Consider the following 26,953-nt stretch of genomic DNA (forward strand, 5'->3'; position numbering starts at 1 on the left):
GCTTTTCAGCGGGAGAATTAAGGGTGTTTATTTTCAAGCGCCGCATTTGCAGGCACTTTTTTATTCGGTTTAAAGATGAAATAAGCAGCCAGTACGCCAAAGGTAATGATACTCGTCAAAATGAGCTGTGGCCGCATGGATTCGATAAACAGCATCGATGCCAAGATGGCGCAAATGACCAAAATGGTAAAGTACGTGAGGTATGGGAACAGCCACATTTTGATTTTGAGCTGTTCTGGATTTTCTTTTTCGATTTTGCGTCGCATTCTTAATTGTGAAACGGCAATGACCAAGTAAACAAGAAGGGCAATGGCACCAGATGCGTTGACTAAGAACAAAAAGATGGTTTCAGGATAAAAGTAGTTCATCATGACGGCAATGTAGGAAAAGAAGGTACCTGCGACTGTAGCCGCTACAGGAACACCACGTTTGCTGATTTTCATAAAGCGTTTTGGCGCTTCGTCTCTTTCTGCTAATGAATAAAGCATTCTGGACGTTGTGTACAAGCCGGAGTTTAAACAAGATAGAACAGCTGTTAAGACAATGACGTTCATGACTTGAGCGGCTGATGGAACACCAATGTATTCTAATACCGCAACGAACGGGCTTGTTAAAATACTTGCGGAATTCCAAGGAAGCAAGGTGACAACGACAGCAATTGATCCGACATAGAATACGATAATACGCCATACAACAGAGCGGGTGGCTGTCGTCACAGATTTGACTGGGTCTGCTGATTCACCGGCCGCTATGGCCACAATCTCCGTTCCCATGAAGGAAAAGATGACGACGACGATTCCGAGTAACACAGAGCTGAATCCATTTGGAAGAAAACCGCCGTTCCCTGTTAGATTGGCAAGACCTGAAGTATGATGACCGCCAAAACCAAAGATAAATGCAAAACCAATGAGTAGAAAGAGAATGATGCTGACGACTTTAATTAATGAAAACCAATATTCAAATTCGCCAAAAGATTTAACAGAAAAGATATTTGTTAATGTTAAGAGGATTGTGAGGATAAGGCTTGTGAGCCAAACAGGTGCATCTCCATACCAATATTGAATAATGGCAGCACCGGCAATGGCTTCGATGGCGATGACGATCACCCAGAAGAACCAGTAAAGCCAGCCGATTGTAAACCCGGCCCATGGACCGATGGCATCGCTCGCATATTGTGAGAAAGAACCGCTTGTCGGATAGGCACATGCCATTTCTCCAAGCATTCTCATAATAAAGATCACCAGAAGTCCGGCAAAAGAATAGGAAAGAATGGATCCAGGCCCTGCAGAATGAATGACAGCGCCACTACCAACAAATAGCCCTGCCCCAATGACCCCAGCAATGGAAATCATCGAAATATGTCTTGTTTTAAGGTTTTTTTGAAGACCGTTTGTCATGTTGGACATTTCTTTACCTCCAAACATTTCTCATGAATAGAGAATTTGTTTTTAGAATATTTTAAATTTTATCATACTGAATTGTCATTCAGCATTGGACAGGTTATCAAACTGACATTTCAAACCTCTTAACATGATGTTAAAAAGTAGAAAGGATTTGAGAGATTATGTTCCCTCTTTTCCCTCTGTTTATTTTTAAAAAGAGCATAAAAAAAGAAGGAGGGAAGTTGTGTCTCAAAATAAAATTATTCTGATAATTTACCAGAGAAGAGTGATTTGACGATATGTCCATTTCGAAGAGAATTGGAAAAAGGTTGATGGGAGTAGGTCTTGAGGTCATTTGACCTTGTAAAAATAAGTTTACTTAGGTCAACACATTTCTATTTATCCTATTTTGCTGACATAAGCGAATCATGTTGCTGTAGACCCACACGGGCTTTGCTTTGTAAGATAAATAATAGAAAAGTGATGTGTGAGGAGGCGCGGTTCAACATGGAGCGCTATAACGAATTAAGACAAGGTGAAACAGGTGCTTGGGTCAGCATCATTGCCTATGTGATCTTATCTGCGGTCAAACTCATTATTGGGTATGTGTTTCATTCAGAGGCTCTTTCAGCAGATGGATTGAATAACACGACGGATATTATTGCATCCCTTGCTGTGTTGATTGGGCTGCGTATTTCTCAAAAGCCGCCTGATGAAGATCATCCGTATGGTCATTTTAGAGCGGAAAATATTGCGTCTCTTGTGGCTTCCTTTATCATGATGCTTGTTGGACTTCAAGTTTTGCTGAGTGCAGGCCAGTCGCTCTTCTCATCTGAGCATCAAACGCCGGATATGATCGCGGCTTGGACAGCAGCAGGAAGTGCTGTTGTGATGTACGGTGTGTATATTTATAACCGCAATCTGTCCAAACGAATTAATAGCCAGGCTCTCCATGCGGCAGCTGCTGATAATAAATCAGATGCGTATGTGAGTATTGGAACATTTGTAGGAATTATGGCCTCTCAATTTCAGCTGGCATGGATTGATACGCTAGCAGCCTTTGTCATTGGCTTAATTATTTGTAAAACTGCGTGGGAGATTTTCAGAGATGCCTCTCATTCGTTAACAGACGGTTTTCATATCAAAGATATGTCTAAATATAAAGAGACCATTGAAGCAACACCAGGAGTAGGCGATTTAAAGGATATAAAAGCGCGTTATCTTGGAAGTACAGTCCATGTGGATGTAGTGGTTGAGGTCGAACCTAACTTGAACATAGCAGAAAGCCATGATATTGCAGATGAAATTGAACGAAGAATGAAGCAGGAGCATGATATTTTACACTCTCATGTTCATATGGAGCCAGCAAGTAAGTCAAAAGAAGAGAAGAAGTCTTTCCCATCGTGAGAAGGCTTCTTTTTTATACGTGCTGATGTTATATGCAAATGCGCGTTGTATGGTAAAGTTAGACTATATGAAATTTGACAGAAACGTGATAGGAGGATCAGGATGGCATTTGATGAACCGATGCATTCAGATTTACAAAAAATCGTAGATAACATCAATAAAGTCATGGTTGGGAAAAAAGACATTGCGATATTAAGCCTTGTTGCGATTTTGGCGAAGGGGCATGTGCTGCTCGAGGATGTGCCTGGTGTAGGGAAGACGATGATGGTTCGTGCTTTGGCAAAATCCATTGGCTGTGAGTTTAAGAGAATCCAATTCACTCCTGACCTTTTGCCTTCAGATGTAACAGGCGTGTCGATTTACAATAAAAAGACGAATGAATTTGAATTTAGGCAAGGACCGATCATGGGCCAGATTATTTTAGCTGATGAGATCAACCGGACCTCTCCTAAAACACAATCAGCATTGCTTGAAGCGATGGAGGAAGGCAGTGTCACAGTGGACGGAGAAACGATGCCGCTTGCGGATCCTTTTTTCGTCATGGCGACACAAAACCCAGTGGAATATGAAGGGACTTATCCGCTGCCAGAAGCGCAAATGGACCGGTTTTTATTCAAACTGCAGATGGGATATCCGACCATGCTCGAGGAGCTGGAGGTGCTCAACTTGCAGGAGAAGCAATCCCCGATTGATACGCTCCAAGCTGTCATGACAAAGGAACATATCCATGCGTTGCAGCAGGCTGTTCAGACCATTCATGTGGATGCATCCATTAAAGAATATATTGTTGAAATTGTTCAAGCGACGCGTAAACACTCATCTGTTTATCTAGGTGTGAGTCCAAGGGGATCGATCGCCTTGATGAAAGCGGCACAGGCGTATGCACTTTTGAATCAGCGCGATTATGTGATCCCTGATGATGTACAGTATTTGGCGACTTATACATTACCGCATCGTATGATTTTGACATCAGAAGCGACATATGAAGGGAAGAAGGCGGAGACACTGCTGCGGCAAATGCTTGAGCAAATTGGCGTTCCAGTTCAAAAGTCGATGACTCAATGAAGTCACGTCATCGTGTAGCAATTTCATTATGGTTAAGGGTGATGATGCTCATCATTCTCACTGCGGCAGCCTTTTGTTATGCCATGTTTCAGGGAGGGTTTGTGAGCTGGTTCCTTTTTTATGCATTTTTACCATATGCTTTGTATGCATTGCTGTTTGCACTTGTTCCGCTTCGCGCGACAGCCAAAAGGACAATACAGCAAACACGCTTAAAGGCGGGGGATGTGCTGTCCGTTGACCTTGAGATCAAGCGGAGACATCCATTTCCGTACGTTTACGTCATGATAGAGGATGCTCCGCCAGATACCTTTCACTTACAGGAACAGATTGAAATGAAGCAAATGCTTTTTCCTTGGTTTCGGAAAACTTGGCGATTTTCCTATCAATTGAATGATGTCATGCGGGGAGAGCATCATTTGACAGCGGTTAGAATTAAAACGGGTGATATGTTTGGGTTTGTTGAAAAAGAAATCATCATTCCGTTAGAGAAAAAGCTGCTTGTCTACCCAAAAGTGCTGGATATCCCTGTAGAGCCTGCTGAGTCAGTGAGTGAAAATGGAGGCAAAGCGGTTCACTCGTGGTTCAATGAACCGGCCCATGTGACAACAGGCGTACGGGAATATCAGCAAGGAGACCGTTTTGCTTGGGTGGACTGGAAGACGACGGCCAGGAGAGGCCAGCTGATGACGAAGGAATTTGAACAGAATCAAGCAAAGGACCTTGTCGTGTTTGCTGATTTTACTGATCAAGCTGTTTTTGAAACAGTCGTCTCTATTGCGGCATCTGTTCTTCAAACGGCTGTGAAAAAAGGAGTGCCGTCAGGTCTTGTCCCTCTAGGAGATCAGCATGCCTTTCGAGTCGATCAAGGAGAACTTCATTTACAGGACATGCTTTATTATTTAACAAGGGTGCAGCATCAGCCTTCCCGCGCACTAGAATATAAACCGTTAGCAGCGAGTGAGTACCAGCACTCAGGAAAATATGTCGTCACGGGTCAGCTGCAGGAGGAGCTTGCGGCAAGTCTCTTTGGAAATCGAAACAGAAAGAACATCACCGTGCTTTTAGTGAAGAAAGCCGTTGACCATTTCACGACAAAAGAAAAACAGCTTGTAGACCGGCTCAAGGCCTCTGGAATACGCATCACCCTTTTATTTGAAGACCGGCTGCACGAAAGAACTGTGAGGTGACAAACATTTATGCTGCATTCGCATCTGCGGCAAAGCCGTTTTGAATTGTTCATCTATTATGCTGTAGCTTTTCTGCTGCTATGGGAGTGGCTTCGTCCGCTTCAAGATTTTACAGAGACGAGCCATACGTCTTATTTCATCATTTTTATCGGGCTTACGTGTTTGTTTACGTTCTTTCGTCTGAAGTGGTATGTGACGTTTCCTATTTGTGCTGGACTGATTTTGCTCGCCTTATATTTGATCTTTTATCAATCAGCGCCAGGCTATCCGGCTGCTTTGTTTGCTGATATCAAGGATAATATCACGTTAATGAGCATGGGTATGTGGAGTGATATGTACCCGTCTTTCCGCACATTGTTGTTTTATATTTTGCTGTGGCTGCTTGTCTACTTGCTACATTATTGGGTGGTCTATCAGCAGCGTATCTTTTTCTTTTTACTGATGACGATTGTGTATGTCACGATTCTTGATACGTTTACGCCATATGATGCGACTTTTGCAATCGTTCGTATTATGGTATTTGGCTTTTGTTTGCTTGGATTGCTGTATTTTGATCGACTGCGTTCAGCTGAGGGCGTTCGGGTGTCACAGAAAGCACGTCTAAAGTGGTTTTTGCCTATGCTGGCACTTGTCCTTCTATCAGCGTCACTGGGTGCTTCTTTGCCAAAGTCTGATCCGAAATGGCCCGATCCTGTTCCGTTTTTTAAGGCGGTCACGAATCAAGATGGGACAGCCGGGCAGAATAAAGTGGGATATAGTGCAGATGATTCGGCGCTAGGCGGACCGTTTAGTGAGGACCGCACACCTGTTTTTAAATGGAGCGGAAAGGAGCCATCATACTTTCGTGTAGAAACAAAAAGTATTTACACAGGAAAGGGCTGGGAGGATGCTTCAAATGATACGAAGCCTACTCGGCTAAAGGACGACACTGTGCCGAATCGGTGGTTTACTGAGCGAGTGAAAACAGAGGAGCATGAAACAAGAATTGATATAGAATCGGATTATCGATTTAATCATGCTGTGTATCCTATTGGAACGATCATGCTGACGCCAATGGAAAACATTCCGCTGCAAATCATGGGCAAAACGGAGAAAATTGTCCCGTCTATGCAAAACCCACCCAAAAATTTAGGGAACTATCAAGTCAGCTTTTTATCTCCTACATTTATTCTGGAGGATTTGCAGAGAATCAAAGTACCGACAAAGAAGCAGGTGAATCAGCAGGTTGGCCGTGAATACTTGCAGCTTCCATCTTCACTTCCAGAGCGTGTGAAAACTTTGGCAAACAGCTTAACGGAAACGAAGGACAATATGTATGATAAAGCCAAAGCAATCGAGGATTATTTAGGATCTGCGAAGTTTTCATATGAAACGCAGAATGTCGCTGTGCCTGGTCGTAATGAAGATTATGTGGATCAATTTTTATTTGATACGATGATCGGCTATTGTGATAATTTTTCAACCTCTATGATTGTGATGCTTCGTTCGATCGGAATTCCGGCGAGATGGGTGAAAGGGTATACGTCTGGCCAGTTATATGAAACACAAATGGATGGAAACAATGTGTATGAAGTGACCAATAACAATGCGCATTCATGGGTAGAGGTTTATTTTCCAAACAGAGGCTGGGTCACCTTTGAACCGACAAAAGGATTTACAAACCCAGAGACATTTACGAATGAAGCTGTTTCAAGCGATCAAACGGATGATCAAAAGGAAGAAGAAGATCAGTCTAGTTCTGATGCAAGTGAAGAAAAGCAGCAAGACCAGCCGAAGCAGCAGGAGACAGATCAGCCTGCACAACCAAAGGAACAAACAGCGCAGGCAAAGCCAAATATGGTGCATGTTGGTTGGGTTATAGGTTATGTGGCAGGAGCTATTGTCCTGCTTGGTTTCATCAGCTGGATGCTTTATCGATTCAGAACAAGATGGCTGCCATTCTTTATTGTAAGAAAGGTGAAACGTCTGCCAGAGGATGAAGCATTCTTCTATGCGTATGCTGCTCTATTAAAGCAGCTAGGGCGCAGAGGAATCGAGAAAAAGCCAGGTATGACGCTAAGAGAATTCGCTTCGTTGATTGATGAGAAGAATGGAGATCATCATATGTCAGAGCTGACGCAGTTTTATGAACGTGCGCTCTACCGGCGAGAGGATGCCTCGGCGCTTTGGCAACAATCGGCAAAGTTATGGGAAAATTTAATAAACAGGAGATAGTCTTGACCGCGTACCTTCCTGTTGTTAGAATAGGTGAATATTAAAACCTTCTAAAATACATGAAATTGAAGCGTTCGGATGTGAGTCTGGGCGCTTCAAAAGCGTGATTCACACTGAGAGCAGGTTTTCTCCTCTCATTTTTTCTGTGCGTTTATAAAAAACTATATTGGACATAGAGGTGACACCATGACAAATTTAGTAAATGAAATGATTTTGGTTCTCGATTTCGGCAGTCAGTACAATCAGCTGATCACACGCCGTATTCGTGAATTTGGTGTGTACAGTGAGCTTCATCCGCACACTTTAACTGCTGAAGAAATTAAAGAAATGGCACCTAAAGGAATCATCCTTTCTGGTGGACCAAACAGTGTTTATGATGAAGGATCTTTCCGCTGTGATGAAAAGATTTTTGATCTAGACATTCCGGTTCTAGGCATTTGCTACGGCATGCAGCTCATGACTCACTATTTAGGCGGGAAAGTAGAAGCGGCCAGCCAGCGTGAATATGGAAAAGCAGATATCCATATTAACGGAACACCTGCTTTATTCAAAGACCTTCCGACTGATCAAGTCGTTTGGATGAGCCATGGTGACCTCGTTGTTGAAGTACCAGAAGGCTTTACAGTCGATGCAACAAGTGCACATTGTCCAAACTCAGCCATGAGCTTAGCTGAGAAGAATTTCTATGGCGTTCAATTCCATCCAGAGGTTCGTCACTCTGAGTACGGAAATGACCTATTGAAAAACTTTGTCTTCGGCGTGTGTGATTGTGATGGCAAATGGTCAATGGAGAACTTCATTGAAATCGAAATGCAGAAAATCCGTGAAACAGTAGGCGACAAGCAAGTATTGTGCGCACTAAGCGGCGGTGTGGATTCATCTGTTGTGGCGGTATTGATCCACAAAGCCATCGGCGATCAGCTGACATGTATTTTCGTTGACCACGGTCTTCTTCGCAAAGGCGAAGCAGAAGGGGTTATGAAAACATTTAGCGAAGGTTTCAACATGAACGTGATTAAAGTAGATGCGAAAGATCGTTTCTTAAACAAGCTAAAAGGTGTGTCTGATCCTGAGCAAAAACGTAAAATCATCGGTAACGAATTCATCTATGTATTCGATGACGAAGCGGACAAGCTAAAAGGAATCGACTACTTAGCACAAGGAACACTTTACACAGACATCATTGAGAGCGGAACAGCAACGGCACAAACAATCAAATCTCACCACAACGTAGGCGGTCTTCCAGAAGACATGCAGTTCGAATTGATTGAGCCACTCAATACGCTATTCAAGGATGAAGTTCGTGCCTTAGGTTCAGAGCTTGGCATTCCTGATGACATTGTCTGGAGACAGCCATTCCCAGGTCCAGGACTAGGTATCCGTGTACTAGGTGAAATTTCTGAAGAAAAACTAGAAATCGTCCGTGAATCGGATGCGATTCTACGCGAAGAAATTGCCAATTTCGGCCTTGAGCGCGACATCTGGCAATACTTCACGGTTCTCCCAGACATCCGCAGCGTAGGTGTTATGGGTGACGCAAGAACATACGACTACACAATCGGTATCCGTGCTGTTACATCTATTGATGGGATGACGAGTGATTGGGCAAGAATCCCTTGGGACGTGCTAGAAAAGATCTCAACTCGTATCGTCAATGAAGTGAAGCATATTAACCGCGTTGTGTATGATATTACGAGTAAGCCGCCTGCTACGATTGAATGGGAATGAAATATATAATTGATTTGGTGTGTTAATGACGTTTTATAAGGGTTTGAGTTGTTAAGAAAAGACGAAAAACATTATAAAATGATATAGTTCCCCACCAAAAACCCCACCAAGGGGAGAGAAGCCAATTCCTTTTTTATGAGGACTTGGCTTTTTTGTGCTTATCTTTACTTCAATTAAAAAATCAAATATTTAACACTTGAAAAGTTTACAATAGGTAAATATACTTGTTACATTATGGTTAATTAGTTATATTTTTGTTTGCGGTATTTTTTCTGATTGTGTCGTATTCACCTTCTTTCTTAAAGGTGAATTTGAAATAATGGTGTAAATATTTGAAATTAGCATGATTTAGGGGGATAGGCGATGGAAAAAATGATACCCTATGATTTAGTGGCAACCAAACTCAATTACTGGTATACAGCAATAAAAAATAAAAGAATAGAACAAGCCGAATCTATAAAAGAAGAGGTAGTTGAAGAGCTTGACAGGATGGAAGAAAATCCAGATGTATTTTTATATTATCAATTACTTGAATTTAGACACTATATGATGGTTAACGAAATTAATGTTCATGATGTTAAAATGCTGGATGATGATTATTTGTCTTTGAGAAAAGTGGAAAGACAAGAAAACCTAACAGGGATGTTGGAATTTTATTTCTATTTTTTTATGGGAATGTATGAGTTCCGTAGAAATGAATTGAGTACAGCTATTAGTGCTTATAGAAAGGCTGAAAGCAAACTTGATGCAGTTGATGACATAATAGAAAAAGCCGATTTTTATTACAAAATGGCACATGTTTATTATGCTAAAAAACAAACTTATTTTAGCCTAAATTATGCCGAAAGGGCTTTGAGAATCTATGAGAAGAATGATGAATACCTTGAACATTCTCTTAGATGTAGGTTCATTGTTGGTGGTAACTTAATTGATGATTTAAGATATGATGAAGCCTTAGAGATATTTCTTAGTGTATTGGAAACTGCTGAAAAGAAAAACGATTTTCTTATAAAAGGGATGGCTCATATAAATATTGGTGTATGTTATGATGAGCTGGAAGATTATGAGAAGGCTACTTTTCATTTAGATAAAGCTTTAGACATATTAGAGAATCATAAACGTATATATTTAACAAAAATTTTATTTATGCTGACAAGGATTCATTGTAAAGTTGGAAATAAAGAACAAGCAAAATATTTTTATTTAAAGGGTACCAAATATTCCGAAATCATGAATGATGAAGAATATCAACAAAAATTTAAGGTGTTGACTGTTTTATACTTTGAAGGCAATGAAAATCTGATTGAAGAGTGTTTTGAGTATTTAACCAATAAAAGATTATATGCTGATATCGAATACCTTTCGAATGATGTAGGTCGATATTATGAAAAGAAGGGTGATTTTGAATTATCCACTTTTTATTATAAAATGAATATCGAGTCAAGATACCATATTAGGAAGGAAGTGAGAAGAAATAATGAAAAAGAAAAAGATGTTATTGATTATGTCTACACTGTTCATTAGTTTTTTAACATTTGCTTATGTGAGTGATGTGCAACAAGCTAAACATGATGTTGCAGAAAGAATAGTAGCTTAATTTAAAAAATCTCGTGTTAGTTCTTGAATTGAACAATAACACGAGATTTTTTTATTTAGATTATTACAACATGATTTTTAAGGAAGTTTTCTCTTCTGTTGTAAATAGAGAGAGTTTTATTTTGTTTATATTTGATCTTGGCTAGTGCTATTGGAACATTATAACGTGCTGCAATTGTTTCGGCAGATAAAGTATTTCTCATACACAGATCGGTTCCTTTTAATAAACTATCTGGCAACAATAATTCTGCTGCGAAAGTATTTGCTTGGGATTCCAATTTACTTTCAAGGACAATTGAAGTCTTCTTTATCTTGAAAGTATTAAATTCCTTGTGTAAGAAGTAGTGTCCTAGTTCGTGGGCGATGGTAGCCTGTTGATCATGAAATTCTAAGTTGTTGTTGAGGTGGATTAGATACTTATTTGCGCCCTCATGATATTGTAAAAAACCATTAATCTTACTGCCTAAATTAGAAGGAAGAATAATAATGTCTAGCTGTTGAGATAAAACCTGTGGATCGTTCGATTGATGGTGATTAATAACATGTTGTGCAATATGTTTGATTCTTTTATCTGTATACAACCCTTTTCACTCTTTCTTTTTTTTGGTCATTTCATCAACATAACGAATGCCGTTAATAAGAGCTTGTTTAATTAATTTGGCTGTTTCTTCATCAATATCTGCGTTTTTCATTAATAATAAAGTATCTTCTTTTTCTAATTCTGCTAAGGCATCATTTATTGTTTCTTCTACTTTTGAAGGCTTTCGTTTTGATTCTAATAGATAATCTGTTGATACATTATATAGATCGGCTAATTCTCTAAGCATTTCAGTATCGGGGCTATTTCTCCCGTTTTCGTAGTTAGATAAGACTTGTTGTCTAATGTTTAATTTTTGTGCAGCATCTTTTTGAGTTTTAAATCCTGCATTTATTCTCGCCTTTTTTAACCTTTCTGCTAATGACATAATATCATTCCTCTGTAAAATAAAGTTTACAACGAAAAGTTGTACATAAATGAATTTTAACCTCTTTTCGATAAAAAAACATTGACTTCTCCTAAAAGGAGTAATAAAATATAATTAACAACAAAAAGGAGTAAAAATAAACAAAGGAGGTTAAAATGAAAGAATTTTTAGATGTGAATGACATTATGAATATAATGGATGTTTCACAAAACAAAGCATACATGATGATTAGAGATTTAAATTCTCAATTAAGAAGCAAAGGGTTTAAAGTTATGAAAGGGAAAGTAAATAAGAGTTATTTTGAAAGTTGTTACTTTCCGACAAAGGAGGTGGAGAATATTGATAGATCAGTCTAAAACAAAAGACATAATGAAAAAGGCTGTATCGTTAGCCAAAAGCCTTGAAGGTAACTGGTCGGCAAGAATGAAGATGGCACTTAATGAAGTGTACATAGAGCATTACTTGTCGCGGCCGTTAACAAAAGATGTTGTTGAAAAGCTTCTATTAAAAGGAATGTCATTCCGCAGGATTAAAAAGCATTTTAAGGTTGGCATGGATGAAATTTCTTCTCTACTTGCTGAATGAATAGTGTGAGTTTACACCACTATTATGAGCGATAGAGAAATGAAAGGTAGTGGAGTGATGAGTCTTTTTGAACTTTTCGACCGATCTCTAAAGAGATTTGAAGATGAAAAAGAACCTATTACACTTTCTTTAGCCGTTGTCATTCAGAAAAAAATTGATGACGGATTGAACGAAGAATTTGAGGAATTTCACGAGTGGTTTAGAAAAAATTATTACGACGTGAAAGGAAAACCATTGTTCTATTTTAGAATGCCAATGGTTGATGAATCGCCTTTAATTTATGGGGCGAAGCCTAGAGTTCTGTTGCTTAATGGTCCTTACATAGGTGGGGGCTGCTAGAAGGGAATGACGATCTTTGAAAAATACATACAGACAAAAAAAGCGCCTTGATATTCATCAAGAACGCCTTAGATAAAACCTAGACACTTTTATTATAAGGCTTATTGTTTGAAATGTCATGCGTGAGTATTTGACGATTAACAGTAATCATGTTTCAAATACTGTAGCAGGCTAGAAGAAGCGTGCGAAATAGCTGTAAGCAGCTTGATGATCATAAATGGTCTACTAGGTTGCCATGATTGGCTATGCTGTGAGCGACTGATAAGCGCCATGATGACAGTGTCGGAGCGATTCTTTTTTTATAAAAATAAAACAAATATCGTGATGAACACGTAAAATGAGGAGACTTATATAATGGAATTGAAATTTATTGTACCTAATATTGCAGAAACTTTTGGCGAAATTAAATTTATGGGCTTAAATCGTGATCGATTCGTTTTTGATCGAGTTGCTAATAAAAGAACGGATCAATTGGAATCAAGAACATATAACTTAGGTTCTAGCTGTCAAGGCGGTCAAATTGAAGTTACCTTGCCCGCAGCAGTCGAACTTAAAGAGTTTGATTTCATGAGTGACGTTGAATTAGTAAATCCGATTATCCAGGCACAAGCACGTGCTAATGGAAACTTTGCTAATGTATCGTGGACTGTTGTTGCGGATGATATTATTCTTAAAGGTTCAAATGCTAATGCTTCAAAGGTAACGACAGCAGCAACAGCAACAAATGATAAAAAGTAATAGTGTTAGGGGTGGATGACCATTTCTAAGCTATGGAAATATAAGGGGTCGAGAATAAGACCTAGACATAAAAATAACGTGATGAAAACAGGTGCATTAATAAGTGTGCCTGTTTTTTTGTTGCTTATGATCATGTTCTGGAAAGAACATCTTTGGATTTTATACGAAAAAGGTGTAGAAGCTACATTTAAAAACTTCGCTTTTAATGTTCCGTTAATTGTTACAAGTTTATCTGTGTCAATTGTTATTCCAACAGTTCTTTTACTTGGTTGGCTTTACATGTTCCGTAAGCAGAAATTCAAAAAAATTTATCATCGTCAAAAAATTTCACGAATGATTTTGTCAAATAAGTTTTACGAGAGTAAAAGCGTGAAAAGCCGTATCACAGGTAGGATGGTTCAAAAAATCACATATTTCCCTAGGTTTTATTATAGGGTGAAAGACGGTCATATCATTATCAAGATTGCAATGGATATGAGCAGGTTCCAACAAAGGTTTATGGAATTAGGAAAGGAATTCGAAAATGGGTTCTTTTGTGATTTAGTGTCTACAGATATGGAAGATGGCTTTTTCACCTATAAGCTGCTATATGATGCAGGGAAAAATCGTATATCTATTGATGACGCTGTAGTGAATAAAGGCTCTATGAAGCTAATGAAGCATATTGATTGGGCATTTGATAAGTTACCGCACATGCTGATTTCTGGAGGGACAGGTGGAGGGAAAACATATTTTATACTGACTTTGGTAAAGTCCCTTGTTGCATCTGGGGCAGATGTGCGTATATTAGACCCTAAAAATGCTGATTTGGCTGACTTACAAGAAGTTCTCGAGGGAAAGGTTTTTTCTCGTAAGAACGGTATTATGATGACTTTGCGGAAGTCCGTTGAGGACATGATGCGAAGAATGGATGAAATGAAAAATCATCCGAATTATAGGACAGGAGAGAACTATGCTTTCTTAGGTTATAAGCCTGTCTTTATTGTATTTGATGAGTTTGTAGCATTCGTGGATATGCTTGATTTTAAAGAAAGAGAAAGTGTAATACAAGATATTAAACAAATAGTGATGCTTGGCAGACAAGCGGGCTTTTTCCTCGTGGCTGGTGCTCAAAGACCAGACGCAAAATATTTTGCTGATGGAATAAGAGATCAGTTTAATTTTAGAGTATCTTTAGGAAAAATGTCTGAAACTGGTTATGCCATGCTGTTTGGTGATACTGATAAAAAATTCGTTGAAAAGGATATTAAAGGTAGAGGATACGCCTATGCAGGTACAGGAAACATAATGGAATTTTATAGCCCTTTGATACCAAATGGGTTTAATTTCATAGAGGAAATCCGACTTGCTAAAGGAGCGTAGGGCGCGCAGGCGGCGGCAGCCGCAAGCGGCAGCGAAAGCGCCCGAAGTGACTTAGGAGGAGTGAGCGCAGCGAATGACCGAGGGGCAAGTAAAACCCCCCCACGCTAACAGGGGGGTAGTAATCGACTAAAATGAAAACAAACAACGTTGAAAATCCTTTAGTGTCAATGGTTGACTACGTAAGGGTTAGTTTTAAAACACATGATGTTGATGACATAATCGAGAATATCCTGCACATTAACAGGGATTTTATGACGGAGAAACAAACCGGTTTCTATGGTTACGTTGGTACTTGGGAAATGGATATGATTAAAGTCTTTTACAGCGCCGAAGGTGATGATAGAGGGACTTTAATAGAACTGTCTGGTAAAGGATGCAGACAGTTCGAGTCCTTCTTGGAATGTCGAAAAAAGACATGGTTTGACTTCTTTCAAGAATGCCTTGAACGAAATGGTAATTTCACGAGACTAGATATTGCATTAGATGATAGAAAAACATATTTTTCTATTCCTCGCCTTTTAGGAAGGGCTCGAAGAGGTTATTGTATTTCGAGATTCAGAAATTCAGATTATAATGGCTCTTTTGCTTTGAGTGATGGTAGTGATCGTGGTACTACAATCTATTTTGGTTCTAAAAAGTCCGATGCTTATATGTGTTTTTATCAGAAAGGATTTGAGCAAGCGGCTAAATATAATATTCCAGATGATGAAGTTGAGAATTGGAACAGGTATGAGATTCGATTAAAGAACGAAAGGGCAAAAAGTGCTGTTAATGCTTTGATTAAAGATAGAAACATGACTTATATAGCGTTAGCTGTAATTTCAAATTATGTCCGTTTTGTTAATCCAGATGAAATGGTTGATCGAGAAAGTTGGAAAACAAGTAAATTTTGGGAAAAATTTATAGGTGATGTTGAGAAGTTGCAACTTTATACGAAACCTCAAACTGACTTTTATGAGAAGTCTAGAAATTGGCTAAAGAATAGCTGTGCGCCAACTATGCGAATGGTGTTAGAGGTTGATAAAGCTACGGGGTCAAACGATCTTTCAGATATGGTTATTAATGCTGAAATGGATAAAAAGCATGAAACTATGCTTGATGTTTACTTGGCTAATATTGCTGACATGGTGGTTTAAAACATATTGCTAATGCTATTAAACACAGGTGGTGCGTATGTGGCTTGTGTCAACGGTACCGGAACGTAGTGAGGATAAGGAGTTGAAACAATCAGCGCCCCCCAAACCCTTTTAATGTCTCAAAAGGTCATCACACCTTTTGAGCTGCCTACCGGCGAGGGAGTCCCCCATGAGTGGGGGAATAGGGGGAAGAAATCTTTTTCTTTAAATTATTTGAAGTGGGTGTGAATTTAAATTGAAATTCTCTGTTATAAACTTGAAGGATTTTTCTTCGTATGTTCCAAAAGATATTGAGCAAGGATTCTTAAATGAATTAAGTAAAGTCTTAAAGAGTATTGAAGAAGGTAGACAAAAAGATGGTAAAAAGCCATTTAATAATTATCTTGTCATCAATCAAGACGAACCTTATATCGAAGAAGTTTTTGAGGTGTTAAAAAAGAATCGTCAGAAATGAAAATTAATTTACATGAATGATTTAAAAGGATAGTCAAATGACTGTCCTTTTTGTTTGGATAAGAAAGGGGAGATTTTCTTGAAGGAAGGATTTCATGAATTAAAAATACTACCTCAATACTTTTGGGCTTGTAAAACAGGTCACAAATGCTTTGAAATACGAAAAAATGATAGAGACTTTAAAGTTGGGGATTTGATTCAGTTACGTGAGTATAAAGATGGGAATTATACAGGAAGGTGCGTATTAGGGAGAATTAGCTTCATTACGGACTATCAGCAGCAGGATGACTATGTTGTTTTGAATTTCAAAAGGCTTCGATTGGATGAAGCCGTATGAAGAATGAAGGGTATCAAAAATTCGCTTATACTAGTTTTTCAATATTAGTCCCACTTCTTACATTTTTGGCAAGTTTATATCTTTGGATAGCTGTTTTAGCGTCTTTCCTTTATGTTCAACAAAGTGATTTGATGAATGCATTAGGAATAACTATTTTTGTGTTTGGTCCTTTATGTGTGATCTTTACGCATATATATCATTATGTGAAAAAGGATAGTTTGCTTAAAAGATTAATCAGGAAAATGTGCAATTTAGAAATGTCTTTCTTCTATATCGTTGGCATGTTTCTATTAGTTTTTTTACTTCTGCATAATGGAATTGCTTTTGTTGTTGACTGGTGGAATAGGTGAACCATCATGAGCCAATGGAAAGGGTTAGATCATAGGCTGAATAATTTGGGTTTTATGGTTGGCGTTCCTTCTTTGGTGTATGAAAGGCAATTGAGTCGTGAGTGGTTTTTGATTGTAGAGGGGGAACGTATAAAAGGATTTTCGGAATATAGATACTCCTTCTATAAAACTAAGTTTATGAAAGATGGAAGGATGACCAGTACCAAGGTGTTTATAGAAAGAACCAGTGTGAGACAGATGTATAATAAGGTGCTAAATTACATCAATTATTTGGAAAAAAACTAAAGTTTTTGATGTAAAATACTACAAAAAATGGTATAATTGTATTAAGAATAAAACGAAAAAAGAAGGAGTCGGGGAGACTATGAAAGCGAAAAAAGTTGTAATTAGTCTAGGGTTGGCGGGCGTGTTAGTAGGCGGTACTATTTGGGGCTTTAATGCTAACGCAAAGCAGGAGACACAAGATAAAGAGCAACCAAAAACAGCTACTGTTGTAAAAGAAACAAAGGCGGAAACTAAAAAACCTAAACCGAAAAAAGAACAAGTGAAGAAGAAGGAAGTAAAAGAGATAAAAGAAGTTAAGAAGGAAAAGCCTAAAAAGGTAAAGAAAGTCGAAAAGCAGCAAAAACAGGTCGTTAGTGAGCAGCCACAACAAAAAGAAAGAATTGTTGCAAATGAACCGAAAAAGAATAACAATAGTAGTGTTAGTAAAGCTCCTGTGAAAAAACAACAAACGAAAGTATATAGAAATACAACTGGTTCTTCTAGTCCTTCAAAAAATGTTCAGACAAAAAAGAACTATGTAAGTAATGGTGGTTCTAAAAATAATACAGTTTCGGAACGGAAGGTCAACACTCCTAAAAAATCTAAATCAGTGCCGAAAAAAGCTCCTTCTAATGATTCTCAAAAGAAAACAAGCGGTACTGATTGGGATAAGGTCGGTAAGGACTTAGAAAATAAAAAATGGGATCATAAAGATTCTGGTGAAATTGATAGTGGCGGTAACACTTGGGATTCTTGGGAATAAGTAAGTTTTAGGTATTCGTATAAACGAATGCCTTTTTTGTTGGAATCAAAAGGAGGAATGAAATTATAAAGAAGCTAATTCTTGTTGGATTATCTATTATATCAGTTTTGCTAGCTGGTGTTGTATTCACTTCCACTTTAAAGGCTTCATCACCTAAAGTAGAGTATTTAGGGCAAGCAAGATATGGTGATTATATTGTTGGGAAATTTAGAGTGAATGGAGAGATCGCTTTTTGTCTCGATCATGCTAAGGTTTCACCTCCAACAGGTACATCTTATGGGGGAGGTAATGCTTATAAGAATGAACAGGTTAGGGCAATTCTTTATTATGGGTACGGTGGAGTAGAAAACGAAGTAGGTAACAACGATACAGGTCTTGTTGCCACAACAATTGCTTTAGATTCTGTTATGAACAACAATCATTCATCTGGACGTGAAAGAATACCAGGATACAAGAAACTGATGGAACATGCTAAGAAAAAAGATGTTCCATCAACTAGTATCAAGTTTTCAAAGGAGAAAGTGCAAAGCTACTTAGAAGGAAATGTACAAAAGACTGAGAAAATTATCTTTGAAGCCGATAAGAAAAATTCAATTACTCTAAACATCCCAAAAGAAGTAACTTTGCATTATGATGGGAAAAAGTTTTCTAATAAAAAAGTTAAGATTACTGGAGGAGGAAGTTTTCATTTTACTGCTCCTCTTGATTACGGAAAAGACATAAAATTTGAAAAATTAAAGCCTTCTCTTGGTAAATATCAATCTATTTTGTTCACTGCTTCAAGTTCAAAATATCAGAGGCTTGGTTCTGGCCTGTTGACTGACCCAGAACCAAATATAAATTTGTCAGTGGGTTTTGAAGTGCGCCAGAAGAAAATCAATGTGCAGCACATTGATAAATATTCTGGAGAAGTCTTGGAAAAGGAAAGCTATACAAGAAACATAGGTTCAACGTATTCATTTTCGCCTAAAAAATCCATTGCAAAAGGGAAAGAAAAATTTATTCCTGTGAACACAAATAAGAAAACAGGCACATTAGGCAAAGATGTGACGATCAAGTTTTACTATAACTTGGAGCGCAATGTAACGGTTAATTATTATGACAACCGTACAGGCGATAAGATCAAAGCGACCAAGAAATATAAAAAGGTTCGTGGTGAAAAGTATTCAGAAAAGCATCCTACAATTAAGGATGGCGAATACACATACCGTTATGTGAAAGCGACAGGAGACAAAGAAAGTGGAACGATTGGCGGCAAGAATATTGTCATCAATTATCATTATGATAAGCCATTGGCAAAACTATCGTTTGATAAGCTGCAAATTTATACAGCGCAATGGGAAAAGGGTCTTCCTGTCAAAGTGTATTTATCAAAGGAATTGAATTACAAGTCTAGCTTGAAAGATATGACTGACAAAAAAATCACAGTGGCGCTATATCGTGGCACGACAAAGGTCACGTCAAAAACGTATACCGCAAAAGAATGGCCTAAGAAGAATAATATGACAATCCCTGCAAAGTATTTGAAGATTAATGACAAGGCTCTTTACACTGTGAAATTCACAGGCTTCGACAAAAACGATTTTAAAATTGATGCTGCTGCATCCGAATTAAGTACGGATGGATATGCAGCAAGCGAAAAAACGATCAAGGCAAGTTCATCTAACGGAAAGGAATTGTCCTATAAGGGTGTTGTAATGACAGAGAAAACACCCACAACAGGAAAAGTCTATTATGAAAGACTGGCTTTTCCATTGAAGAAAATTGAAAAGAAGAAAACAGGCTATGGATTCATGAGGGAAATTGATCTTCACTATGAAAATGAAATTGGCGGCAGCATTAAGCCATCATTTGACTTTGAAGTTCCCACACGTTTAGTCGATAGTTATTTGACGTACAAAAAAAGCGGTGATCGCTCATTGGTCACTATGGAACAAACGAAAGCCATTAACAAAAAACAGGGTGAAACGTCAGTCCATGACCTTGTGTATGAGCTTCCTCATATCAATGTGGAACGACACACAGGCAGCCTGTTTAGTGATGAACAAGTAGAAAGTAAAGACAAAAGAATTTCGTATGATCTTGTAGATGGTGGACGTAAATTCTATTCTCCTATTTGGGCAGAATTGGGGAATTATGAAACGAAAATCAAGTCAAAGCCAATGGGTGTCAATTTAATAAAAGCAGAAGTCACCGAACAATTAGAACTTTATGCTTCTATGTATGCTCATATGGATTCAAAGACGATTAATCAAGATGAAGTGTTGCTGAAACCTGTATATGCTGACAATCCATTTCCTAATGGTCTGCCAGAAGGATGGACTAAAAAGGATTTAGATTGGGTTATGTCTCGTTAAACTCTAACCACTATTAAACACAGGTGATGCGATTAAGGCTTGTGTCAACGGTACCGGAACGTAGTGAGGATAAGGAGTTGAAACAATCAGCGCCCCCAAACCCTTTTAATGTCTCAAAAGGTCATCACACCTTTTGAGCTGCCTACCGGCGAGGGAGTCCCCCGAAGAATCGGGGGAATAGGGGGATGATTATTTGTAGAAATTAGGTGTTTATGGTTGGATAAATTACTAATAGTGATTGAAAGAATTGTTAGTGTTATTTTTTGGAGTGCAACTTATTTATTGTGGTCAATTCCCATATTTATAATGTTGTATCAATCTGTGTTTGAAAAAAATTATTTATTTGCATTCACTAGTCTATTTCTTTTTGCTATTCTGACAAGCGTTTATGTGGTGAAATTCTACAAAGACGTTATATTAAAAAAGAAACAGCAAATAGAGTGTAATCTAAATGAATGATTTAAAAGGATAGTCAAAAGACTGTCCTTTTTTGTTTCAAAAGGAGGTGAATGTAATGCCATGTGTGAGGATCAAAAGACTGTAAAAACTAAAGCTTTTTATCTTACTAACAGAGATCAATATATTCTTGATTTAGAGGGTAATGGTCTATTAGATGATGAAGAATCAATATACTCGGAAGCCCTTGAAGAATCTCTTAATTCGTTTGGAGAAATAGTTAGGACAGAAGTTTATGCGTATAGAGAAGAAATAATAGAGGATGAATTTCTAAAAGGAAAATTAATACGACTAGAATTTAGGGTGATACCATTCGAGAGTCATTCTGAATTAATAGAATTGTGCTATATCGGGTACAGCATATTTTTAAAATGAACTCTTTTCTAAAAATAAAGGAGGAAAAAACATTGATTTTACATTTTGCTAACGGTTTACAATTTGCTAGTGAGCTAAGAGAGATTGAAAAAAAGGCTAGAATTGCATGGGAAAGCATCTGGTTAGAAGCGACAGATCAAATTAGGTCTGCTAGGACTATTGAAGAATTTCTTGGAACGATTACCGTCCGAAAGAAAATTGAAATGGATGGAAAGGAATCTATTTTGAAAGTGGATTTTGAAGCCCAGTTTCCAGAAGAGAGAGACGAAGAAACATACGTTGATGTTTTTTATCAGGGGTTTGAACTACAAGACTAATGAAAGGGGGATATAAATGGCTTTTGTTTTTGAGAACATTACGAAATTTGAAAATGAACTAAAAAAGGTTGGGTGCACTTTCCCCAGTGGTTCATTTTTAAAGGCGGTACGTAAAAATGTAGAAGCTGGGGCTGTCTCGTTTGATGTTGGGACAGAAATTGAAGAAGGTGAAGAGACTTATAATTTAAGAGTTTTCTTTTCAATAGAAGAGCCAAGCGAAGAAGTTGAAACGCCTATTGCTGCTTTGCCTATTTGCAGTTTTGATTGTCTTTGGTTAGAAAAGAAAGAAGGTGAGGATTTAGGTGAAGCATAACTTTATCAATTACGGTGCTTATCAAAAACAAATGTCTGAAATCGGCTGTTCTTCCTTAGCAGATGATTTGTATATTCAATTTGTCGAACGTATAAAAGGTGGAGAAACTGGAGCTATTGATCTTACAGGAAACATCACTTTAGGTGATAAGGACAATGAAGGAAATTACAAATTAAGCCTTGTGACTGTTTCTTTCAATGCTCATATGAATGACGATGGGGTATGTGAAATGTCTTTTGAACGTGTAAATGTCTCGGAAGTTGATTGGTGAAGAAATGATTTTGAAAGGAGGGAGGGGAGTTGAAAGGTGTACCATTAATTCTTCTCATGGTGGCGGTTATCCTTTTTATTGTGGGTGCGACTACTTACTATTATGTTGCTGATTATAGGCAGCATAGCATAATCGCTACAATGAATGAATCGGCACGTATAGCGAGCCTTAGAAACGTAGATAACAGCATTAGAATAGAAGAAGGAAAAGTTGAATTGTCACAGAGGGCTTTCGAATTGAATTTCGAAAGTTCTTTTAATGAGAAAAACAACGTGAAACTTGGAAAAACATCTTTCAAATATAAGTACCTAAAAGATGTAGAAGGAAAAATGAAAGCTGTAAAGATTATATTAACAGATCAAAAAAACAAAGAATATTTAACTACATTGGTTGTCGAAAAACCGAAGGGAGATAGTAAATGATTACTGAAATTGAGGAACAAAAAAAGTTACTGGAGGATGTACGAAAACATTTAAAACTAAACCATCCTTCCGAATTATTAAAAGCCTTTGTCGATCTTGAAGCGAGGGGAAAAGTGAATGAGGTGGTCAAGAAAGACTTTCCTCATTTGAGTAATGAAGAATTAAAATTTGTCATGGCGGAAGTCGTTGGCTTAGGGGTCATTGAAAAGATCATTGATGATTATGAGGGCGTAACAGACATTTCGTATAACGGTACACATCTTGACGTCATTACGAATCAAGGGAAATTCCGTTATGGAGAAATTGAAGAATCATACATTATCAAGATCATTCAAAAATTCGCTAATGCCTGCCGCAAAGAATTTACTCGAAAAAATCCGATTTTGGATGCTGCGTTTTCTAATTTGCGTCTGAATGCAGTTCATAAGGATATTGCCCAATATGGAACAACAATGGCGCTTCGGGTTGTCAAACCAAAATTAGCATTACATCAAGAGAACTTTAAATCTTTTGCTCCAAATTATATTTTCGATTTATTGAAAGCAATTGTTGCTTCTAAATCTAATGTCACAATCGCTGGTGTAACTGGAACAGGGAAAACCGAACTTCAAAAACTTTTGTTATCGTTTGTTGAGTACAAAGATCATATTGTCATGATCGAAGATACTCCCGAGAGCCATGCGAAAATCCTTTTTCCTGACAAGGACATTAAATCATGGATTACTAATCCTTCGATAAATATTGAAATGTTAGTGAAAGCAGGTTCAAGAAATAACCCTGCATGGCAGGTTGTTTCAGAGACACGAGGTCGAGAAGCATATGAAATGATGCAAGGGATTTTAACGGGTCACAGATTGATTACGACATTGCACGCTGTTAATGCTCGGGCGATACCATCACGACTTATTAATATGATGAAAATGGGTTACGACATTGACGAAACATCTATGAGAGAGGATATTTTCCGTTATCTTAATTTCGGGATTCATATTGAAAAAATTGAAGATGAAGAAGGGCGTATGAAAAGGTATTTGAAAGAAATCGTGGAGTTTTTGCCGAATGGTGAAGTCTTGACGGTTTTTCGTTGTGATCTCACCAATAAAGGATTTGAATATGTGCCAGGTAAGGTGAGTAGCATTTTCGTAAATCGAATGATGGAAAAACGTGTGGATATTCAGCTTCAAAGCAAAATTAAAGATGGGTGGGGGGTACATGAAATTTCGTAAAAAGAAGCTCTATAGCTTAGAAGAAATACGCGCTATGTCTAAAGCATTTGGTCAGCCGTTACAAAAAAGGGAATATGCAAAATTCATTTTGACTCCATTCATATGTTTTGCAGGGTTCGCTTATTTACTTTTTCATTATTGGTGGATGGCTCTTATCTGTGGTTTGATTGGTGGTTCGTATGGTTGGTTTTATCAATTACGAAGGAAAGTCAAAAATGATTATGAGAAGGAAGCGTTTCAAGAAAGAAACAATTTTTTAAATAACATGACCCAGTTATTGACGAACGATGACATGCCATTGGTAGAAGCCTTTTCTACATGTATCAAATACGCAGAAGGTGAGTTGAAACGAAAGCTCATTGATCTTGAAATAACATTGGTTGATTCGGATGAAAAAGAGGTCGTGGAGGCTTTTAAAAGTTTGAGGCGTGCATATAAAAATGACGTGCAATTCGATCAATATATAGAGCAGTTAGGAATCATGTTTGTTGAGGGGCGCACATCCATTTTGACTCTCAAAGATACAAAAGATTATCACAATAAAGTTTTGCTGAAGCAGCAAAGATTTATTGAAGATAAGAAGCAACATAAAAAAGACTTTAGAACAATGATTCTCTACTCAATAGGGTTTATTGTAGGCATTATGCTTTCATTTACCCTAAAGAAATACGTTGATATTTACGCACATGCCCTAGTGGGGATGATAGCTAATACAGTTTACTTATCTATCATTTTCTATGTCTATCATCAGTTTAATCAAAGGTATTTTGATGATGCTGTAACGGAGGTGAGAATCTAAAAACATGAAAAATGAGAAGGCGAAACAGACGGTCAAACAAAAGACGGTCTTTTCTTTTTGGGAAAAAATCGGGGAAAGTAACTTGCGTGAAATGTTGCTTTATTTGAATCCAAAATCAAGTTTTGAAAGATTTCAGAAAAAGAGATTTTTTAAAGCAGCTTCAATTTTTTTGGCTGCATTACCAGTGATCGCTTTTAAACCAGTTGTAACACTCATAGCGTTGGCTTTAGCTTGTTTCGTTTACCATATGGACTACAGGAAAATCAAGGGCTGGTATGAGGCTGAAAAATTTCAAAGAGAGCTTGTCTTTTTCAAGTTTTCTAGGGAAGTCTATATTTATTTGCTGGAAAACATGTCTACTGTCTATCAAGCATTTGAACGTCTGTCCTCAAGGGTAGATGAGGGTCTTTTGAAAGATGCATTGAGAAAGCTATTAATATCAATGAATGAAAAGCCTAATGATGTGCAGCCCTTTATAGATTTTGCGAATGATACAAGTGGCAGTGATAGTGCTAGATTGTTCATGCTCACTTTGTATGAGTATCAGCAAAATTCAAAGGATGACAGCATTATCTATGAATTAGGAAAGATGACAAATGAACAATTATTCATGACAGTTGATGACATTGTTGAATATAAATTGCGGAAATTCGGTACTTTCCCGACTAAAGTTGCAATGCCAGTTATGATCGTGATGATTTCATTTTTTATCACTCTATTGATAGATGGTGTTAAATCCATCCAGTTTATTAATGGGGGTGGGTGATGAATCATGATTGAAGGTTCAGTAATGACATTGTTTAAAGTTTATATATTTTGTTTCAGTCTTGTTCTTAGCGTAGATACAGCAGCTTCTTTAATTCGGATGAATCAATTAGAAGATTTTAAGCAATACACCAATTATCAGATCGAAAGAAATGGGGGTTTGACGAAAGATGCACTTCAAGCAATTGAAGAAAAGAATCAAAATTCGTTTGGGGGCAGTTTTCAAATTGAAAGCGGCTCTTTAAATAAGAAGTATCCTTATGGTACTGAAATTACTTATAAGGTTAGCACCAACTATCAATATTTGATTACAGGATACAAAACTGTATTTACAGTAAAAGGCGGTGCTTTGTCATTGGTTAGATAAGGAGGGGGTAGATTGGAACATAATATTTTTAGATTAGGAATGATGGGAATCTTAATGTTGACTTTGGGTTCTGTTTTGATGGAATTGAATGATGGATTTCCAAACGTATTGAATAATATTGAAAACTATATCGAGCATGTCACAGGAGACATGCACTAAAAACAAAGGAGAATGATAATTATGGCAGTACCAGAGAATGTGGATCGTTTTTCATGGGGAACATTAGCGGCAGTAATTGCAGGAGCAGTAGGAATGGCACTTCTAGCAGGATTGACGGATTTTGTTCCATGGCTTATGGACTTTATTCAAACGAGTATTAAAGGACTCGCAAAAAAATAAGAAATGATGAATGAGCAAGTCTTTCGGGGCTTGCTCTTATTTTTTGAAAAGGAGGGTGAAATTTTGAAGAAGGAAAAGAAACATGGCGGTAAGATGGCCATTCGGAACAATCCACTATTATCAGCTTTTAAGAAGAAGTTGAAAAGCATTAAAAAGCCAGAAAAGAAACCTAAATCAATTCCAAAAGATCGTTCAAAAATGATTGCTGTTGGAGTATGGTCATTGCTTGGAACGCTTGTCTTTTTTGCTTTCATTTCTGTGCTGCTGTCGATCAATACAAGATCAGTAGTAAACGATATTGAACGAAATCAAGAGCGAAATAGTAAACAAAAAGAAGAAGTGTCTATTGTAGCAGGGGAACGTTTTTTGTCAGGCTTCGTTGCTGAATATATCAACGTAAAGAATGAAAATGAGGCTATTGAAAACCGTCATAAAAAATTAATGACTTACCTTGCTAAAGAAAGCGATGAATTAGAACAAGAAACGTTGTTTGATATTTCTGGTGCACAAGGTGATCGAGTTTTAAATAATTACACTCTTTACAATGTGAAACAGGAGAAAGAAGAAACTCTATTTCAATACGAAATCGAGTATTCAAACATTGTAAAGGTGAAAAAGAAGGAACATGAAATTAAAAAACAAGCATTGCTGAACATTCCAGTAAAAAACAAGGGAGATCAATTTGCAGTTAGTGGCACTCCCTATATTTCGGAAATATATGATCTCAAAGGCAGTATTGAAATTAACAAAGAAGATCGTGAAGAATATGACGGAGATCAAACAGCAGCTATAAAAGAATTTGTGAATACGTTCTTTCGGAAGTATGCCGAAGAATCAAAAGACGATATGTCATATGTCATGAAAACACCAGAGACTTTAAATGGTCATCTGGTATTTGGTGATGTCGAAAATGTCCGTATTTACAAAATCGGTGATGGTTTTGAAATATCTACTGTAGTCGTTTTTAAAGAAAAAGAAACAAGCGTACCGATAAAAGAACGTTTTACTTTGTTCGTTACAAAAAATACCGGTCAGTATTACGTAAACAAACTAAAACATCAATAAGGAGTGGGAT

32 protein-coding genes and 1 pseudogene are annotated in these 26,953 nt (G+C 37.7%); 30 read left to right on the top strand and 3 right to left on the bottom strand.

Annotation, left to right across the window (positions count from 1 at the left end):
• Positions 1-17: 17 nt before the first annotated feature.
• Positions 18-1,406 carry a GABA permease gene (gene gabP / locus NSQ76_RS03340; protein WP_341052378.1) on the bottom strand — a complete coding sequence of 463 codons (1,389 nt, stop codon included), beginning with the start codon at positions 1,404-1,406 and terminating at the stop codon, positions 18-20.
• Positions 1,407-1,889: 483 nt separating this feature from the next.
• On the opposite strand from gabP, the gene NSQ76_RS03345 reads away from it, so the two are divergent.
• The 6 genes from NSQ76_RS03345 (at position 1,890) to NSQ76_RS03370 (ending at position 10,507) form a co-directional block, all read left to right on the top strand.
• Entirely contained in the window at positions 1,890-2,789 is a 900-nt protein-coding gene (locus NSQ76_RS03345; RefSeq protein WP_044335634.1) for a cation diffusion facilitator family transporter, read from the top strand.
• A gap of 102 nt (positions 2,790-2,891) precedes the next feature.
• Complete coding sequence (locus tag NSQ76_RS03350) at positions 2,892-3,854, top strand: AAA family ATPase (RefSeq protein ID WP_135033193.1); 963 nt, start codon at positions 2,892-2,894, stop codon at positions 3,852-3,854.
• Positions 3,851-5,041 carry a DUF58 domain-containing protein gene (locus NSQ76_RS03355; RefSeq protein WP_341052381.1) on the top strand — a complete coding sequence of 397 codons (1,191 nt, stop codon included), beginning with the start codon at positions 3,851-3,853 and terminating at the stop codon, positions 5,039-5,041. The genes NSQ76_RS03350 and NSQ76_RS03355 overlap by 4 nt, the downstream gene beginning before the upstream one ends.
• Before the next feature lie 9 nt (positions 5,042-5,050).
• Positions 5,051-7,255, top strand: coding sequence for a DUF4129 domain-containing transglutaminase family protein (locus NSQ76_RS03360; RefSeq protein ID WP_335374720.1), 2,205 nt, complete (start codon positions 5,051-5,053; stop codon positions 7,253-7,255).
• Between the two features lie 186 nt (positions 7,256-7,441).
• Positions 7,442-8,983: a glutamine-hydrolyzing GMP synthase gene (guaA, locus tag NSQ76_RS03365; protein ID WP_024424487.1), complete on the top strand. Its 1,542-nt coding sequence runs from the start codon at positions 7,442-7,444 to the stop codon at positions 8,981-8,983.
• A gap of 363 nt (positions 8,984-9,346) precedes the next feature.
• On the top strand, positions 9,347-10,507 hold the full coding sequence (locus NSQ76_RS03370; protein ID WP_073979377.1) for a response regulator aspartate phosphatase: 1,161 nt from the start codon (positions 9,347-9,349) through the stop codon (positions 10,505-10,507).
• A 128-nt stretch (positions 10,508-10,635) separates the two neighbouring features.
• Here NSQ76_RS03370 and NSQ76_RS03375 read toward each other — a convergent pair whose 3' ends face one another.
• Positions 10,636-11,160, bottom strand: coding sequence for an ImmA/IrrE family metallo-endopeptidase (locus NSQ76_RS03375; RefSeq protein WP_073979378.1), 525 nt, complete (start codon positions 11,158-11,160; stop codon positions 10,636-10,638).
• A 6-nt stretch (positions 11,161-11,166) separates the two neighbouring features.
• Positions 11,167-11,544, bottom strand: a complete 378-nt coding sequence (locus NSQ76_RS03380; RefSeq protein ID WP_041115327.1) for a helix-turn-helix domain-containing protein — start codon at positions 11,542-11,544, stop codon at positions 11,167-11,169.
• 155 nt (positions 11,545-11,699) lie between these two features.
• On the opposite strand from NSQ76_RS03380, the gene NSQ76_RS03385 reads away from it, so the two are divergent.
• The 24 genes and pseudogenes from NSQ76_RS03385 (at position 11,700) to NSQ76_RS03500 (ending at position 26,943) form a co-directional block, all read left to right on the top strand.
• Complete coding sequence (locus tag NSQ76_RS03385) at positions 11,700-11,900, top strand: hypothetical protein (protein ID WP_044141463.1); 201 nt, start codon at positions 11,700-11,702, stop codon at positions 11,898-11,900.
• Positions 11,884-12,129 carry a hypothetical protein gene (locus NSQ76_RS03390; RefSeq protein WP_073979380.1) on the top strand — a complete coding sequence of 82 codons (246 nt, stop codon included), beginning with the start codon at positions 11,884-11,886 and terminating at the stop codon, positions 12,127-12,129. Before NSQ76_RS03385 ends, NSQ76_RS03390 begins: the two co-directional genes overlap by 17 nt.
• 57 nt (positions 12,130-12,186) lie before the next feature.
• Entirely contained in the window at positions 12,187-12,468 is a 282-nt protein-coding gene (locus NSQ76_RS03395; RefSeq protein ID WP_341052393.1) for a hypothetical protein, read from the top strand.
• Between the two features lie 354 nt (positions 12,469-12,822).
• Entirely contained in the window at positions 12,823-13,206 is a 384-nt protein-coding gene (locus NSQ76_RS03400; protein ID WP_341052395.1) for a YdcP family protein, read from the top strand.
• Between the two features lie 15 nt (positions 13,207-13,221).
• On the top strand, positions 13,222-14,568 hold the full coding sequence (locus NSQ76_RS03405) for an FtsK/SpoIIIE domain-containing protein (protein WP_341052397.1): 1,347 nt from the start codon (positions 13,222-13,224) through the stop codon (positions 14,566-14,568).
• 73 nt (positions 14,569-14,641) lie between these two features.
• Positions 14,642-15,704 (top strand): annotated as a pseudogene (locus NSQ76_RS03410) (replication initiation factor domain-containing protein).
• 235 nt (positions 15,705-15,939) lie between these two features.
• Entirely contained in the window at positions 15,940-16,158 is a 219-nt protein-coding gene (locus NSQ76_RS03415; RefSeq protein ID WP_341052403.1) for a hypothetical protein, read from the top strand.
• Between the two features lie 78 nt (positions 16,159-16,236).
• Positions 16,237-16,494, top strand: coding sequence for a DUF3850 domain-containing protein (locus NSQ76_RS03420; protein WP_073980119.1), 258 nt, complete (start codon positions 16,237-16,239; stop codon positions 16,492-16,494).
• Positions 16,491-16,844 (top strand): hypothetical protein, encoded by a 354-nt coding sequence (locus tag NSQ76_RS03425; RefSeq protein ID WP_073980120.1) that lies wholly within the window; start codon positions 16,491-16,493, stop codon positions 16,842-16,844. The genes NSQ76_RS03420 and NSQ76_RS03425 overlap by 4 nt, the downstream gene beginning before the upstream one ends.
• A 6-nt stretch (positions 16,845-16,850) precedes the next feature.
• The gene (locus tag NSQ76_RS03430; protein ID WP_073980121.1) at positions 16,851-17,129 is read left to right on the top strand and encodes a hypothetical protein; all 279 of its coding nucleotides are present in this window, start codon (positions 16,851-16,853) and stop codon (positions 17,127-17,129) included.
• 79 nt (positions 17,130-17,208) lie between these two features.
• A complete protein-coding gene (locus tag NSQ76_RS03435; RefSeq protein ID WP_341052407.1) occupies positions 17,209-17,871 on the top strand; it encodes a hypothetical protein in 663 nt (220 codons plus the stop codon).
• Between the two features lie 107 nt (positions 17,872-17,978).
• Positions 17,979-20,228 carry a thioester domain-containing protein gene (locus NSQ76_RS03440; protein WP_341052409.1) on the top strand — a complete coding sequence of 750 codons (2,250 nt, stop codon included), beginning with the start codon at positions 17,979-17,981 and terminating at the stop codon, positions 20,226-20,228.
• 519 nt (positions 20,229-20,747) lie between these two features.
• Complete coding sequence (locus NSQ76_RS03445; RefSeq protein WP_341052411.1) at positions 20,748-21,059, top strand: hypothetical protein; 312 nt, start codon at positions 20,748-20,750, stop codon at positions 21,057-21,059.
• A 32-nt stretch (positions 21,060-21,091) separates the two neighbouring features.
• Positions 21,092-21,376 carry a hypothetical protein gene (locus NSQ76_RS03450; protein ID WP_341052413.1) on the top strand — a complete coding sequence of 95 codons (285 nt, stop codon included), beginning with the start codon at positions 21,092-21,094 and terminating at the stop codon, positions 21,374-21,376.
• Positions 21,377-21,392: 16 nt separating this feature from the next.
• Positions 21,393-21,689 carry a hypothetical protein gene (locus NSQ76_RS03455; RefSeq protein WP_341052415.1) on the top strand — a complete coding sequence of 99 codons (297 nt, stop codon included), beginning with the start codon at positions 21,393-21,395 and terminating at the stop codon, positions 21,687-21,689.
• Positions 21,679-21,960: a hypothetical protein gene (locus NSQ76_RS03460; RefSeq protein WP_256688945.1), complete on the top strand. Its 282-nt coding sequence runs from the start codon at positions 21,679-21,681 to the stop codon at positions 21,958-21,960. Before NSQ76_RS03455 ends, NSQ76_RS03460 begins: the two co-directional genes overlap by 11 nt.
• Positions 21,961-21,989: 29 nt before the next feature.
• A complete protein-coding gene (locus tag NSQ76_RS03465; protein ID WP_275718255.1) occupies positions 21,990-22,382 on the top strand; it encodes a hypothetical protein in 393 nt (130 codons plus the stop codon).
• Positions 22,379-23,608, top strand: a complete 1,230-nt coding sequence (locus tag NSQ76_RS03470; RefSeq protein ID WP_341052422.1) for a CpaF/VirB11 family protein — start codon at positions 22,379-22,381, stop codon at positions 23,606-23,608. The genes NSQ76_RS03465 and NSQ76_RS03470 overlap by 4 nt, the downstream gene beginning before the upstream one ends.
• Complete coding sequence (locus NSQ76_RS03475; RefSeq protein ID WP_305960863.1) at positions 23,595-24,407, top strand: hypothetical protein; 813 nt, start codon at positions 23,595-23,597, stop codon at positions 24,405-24,407. The genes NSQ76_RS03470 and NSQ76_RS03475 overlap by 14 nt, the downstream gene beginning before the upstream one ends.
• Before the next feature lie 4 nt (positions 24,408-24,411).
• Positions 24,412-25,173 carry a hypothetical protein gene (locus NSQ76_RS03480; RefSeq protein WP_305960864.1) on the top strand — a complete coding sequence of 254 codons (762 nt, stop codon included), beginning with the start codon at positions 24,412-24,414 and terminating at the stop codon, positions 25,171-25,173.
• 6 nt (positions 25,174-25,179) lie between these two features.
• Positions 25,180-25,539 (top strand): hypothetical protein, encoded by a 360-nt coding sequence (locus NSQ76_RS03485; RefSeq protein ID WP_075611201.1) that lies wholly within the window; start codon positions 25,180-25,182, stop codon positions 25,537-25,539.
• A 12-nt stretch (positions 25,540-25,551) separates the two neighbouring features.
• Positions 25,552-25,698 carry a hypothetical protein gene (locus NSQ76_RS03490; protein ID WP_275718252.1) on the top strand — a complete coding sequence of 49 codons (147 nt, stop codon included), beginning with the start codon at positions 25,552-25,554 and terminating at the stop codon, positions 25,696-25,698.
• A gap of 21 nt (positions 25,699-25,719) precedes the next feature.
• Positions 25,720-25,878: a hypothetical protein gene (locus NSQ76_RS03495; protein ID WP_157840133.1), complete on the top strand. Its 159-nt coding sequence runs from the start codon at positions 25,720-25,722 to the stop codon at positions 25,876-25,878.
• Positions 25,879-25,971: 93 nt separating this feature from the next.
• Complete coding sequence (locus NSQ76_RS03500; protein WP_305960874.1) at positions 25,972-26,943, top strand: conjugal transfer protein; 972 nt, start codon at positions 25,972-25,974, stop codon at positions 26,941-26,943.
• Positions 26,944-26,953 lie beyond the last annotated feature (10 nt).

The sequence above is a fragment of the Bacillus sp. FSL M8-0256 genome, assembly GCF_038005765.1.
GTDB lineage: Bacteria > Bacillota > Bacilli > Bacillales > Bacillaceae > Bacillus > Bacillus safensis.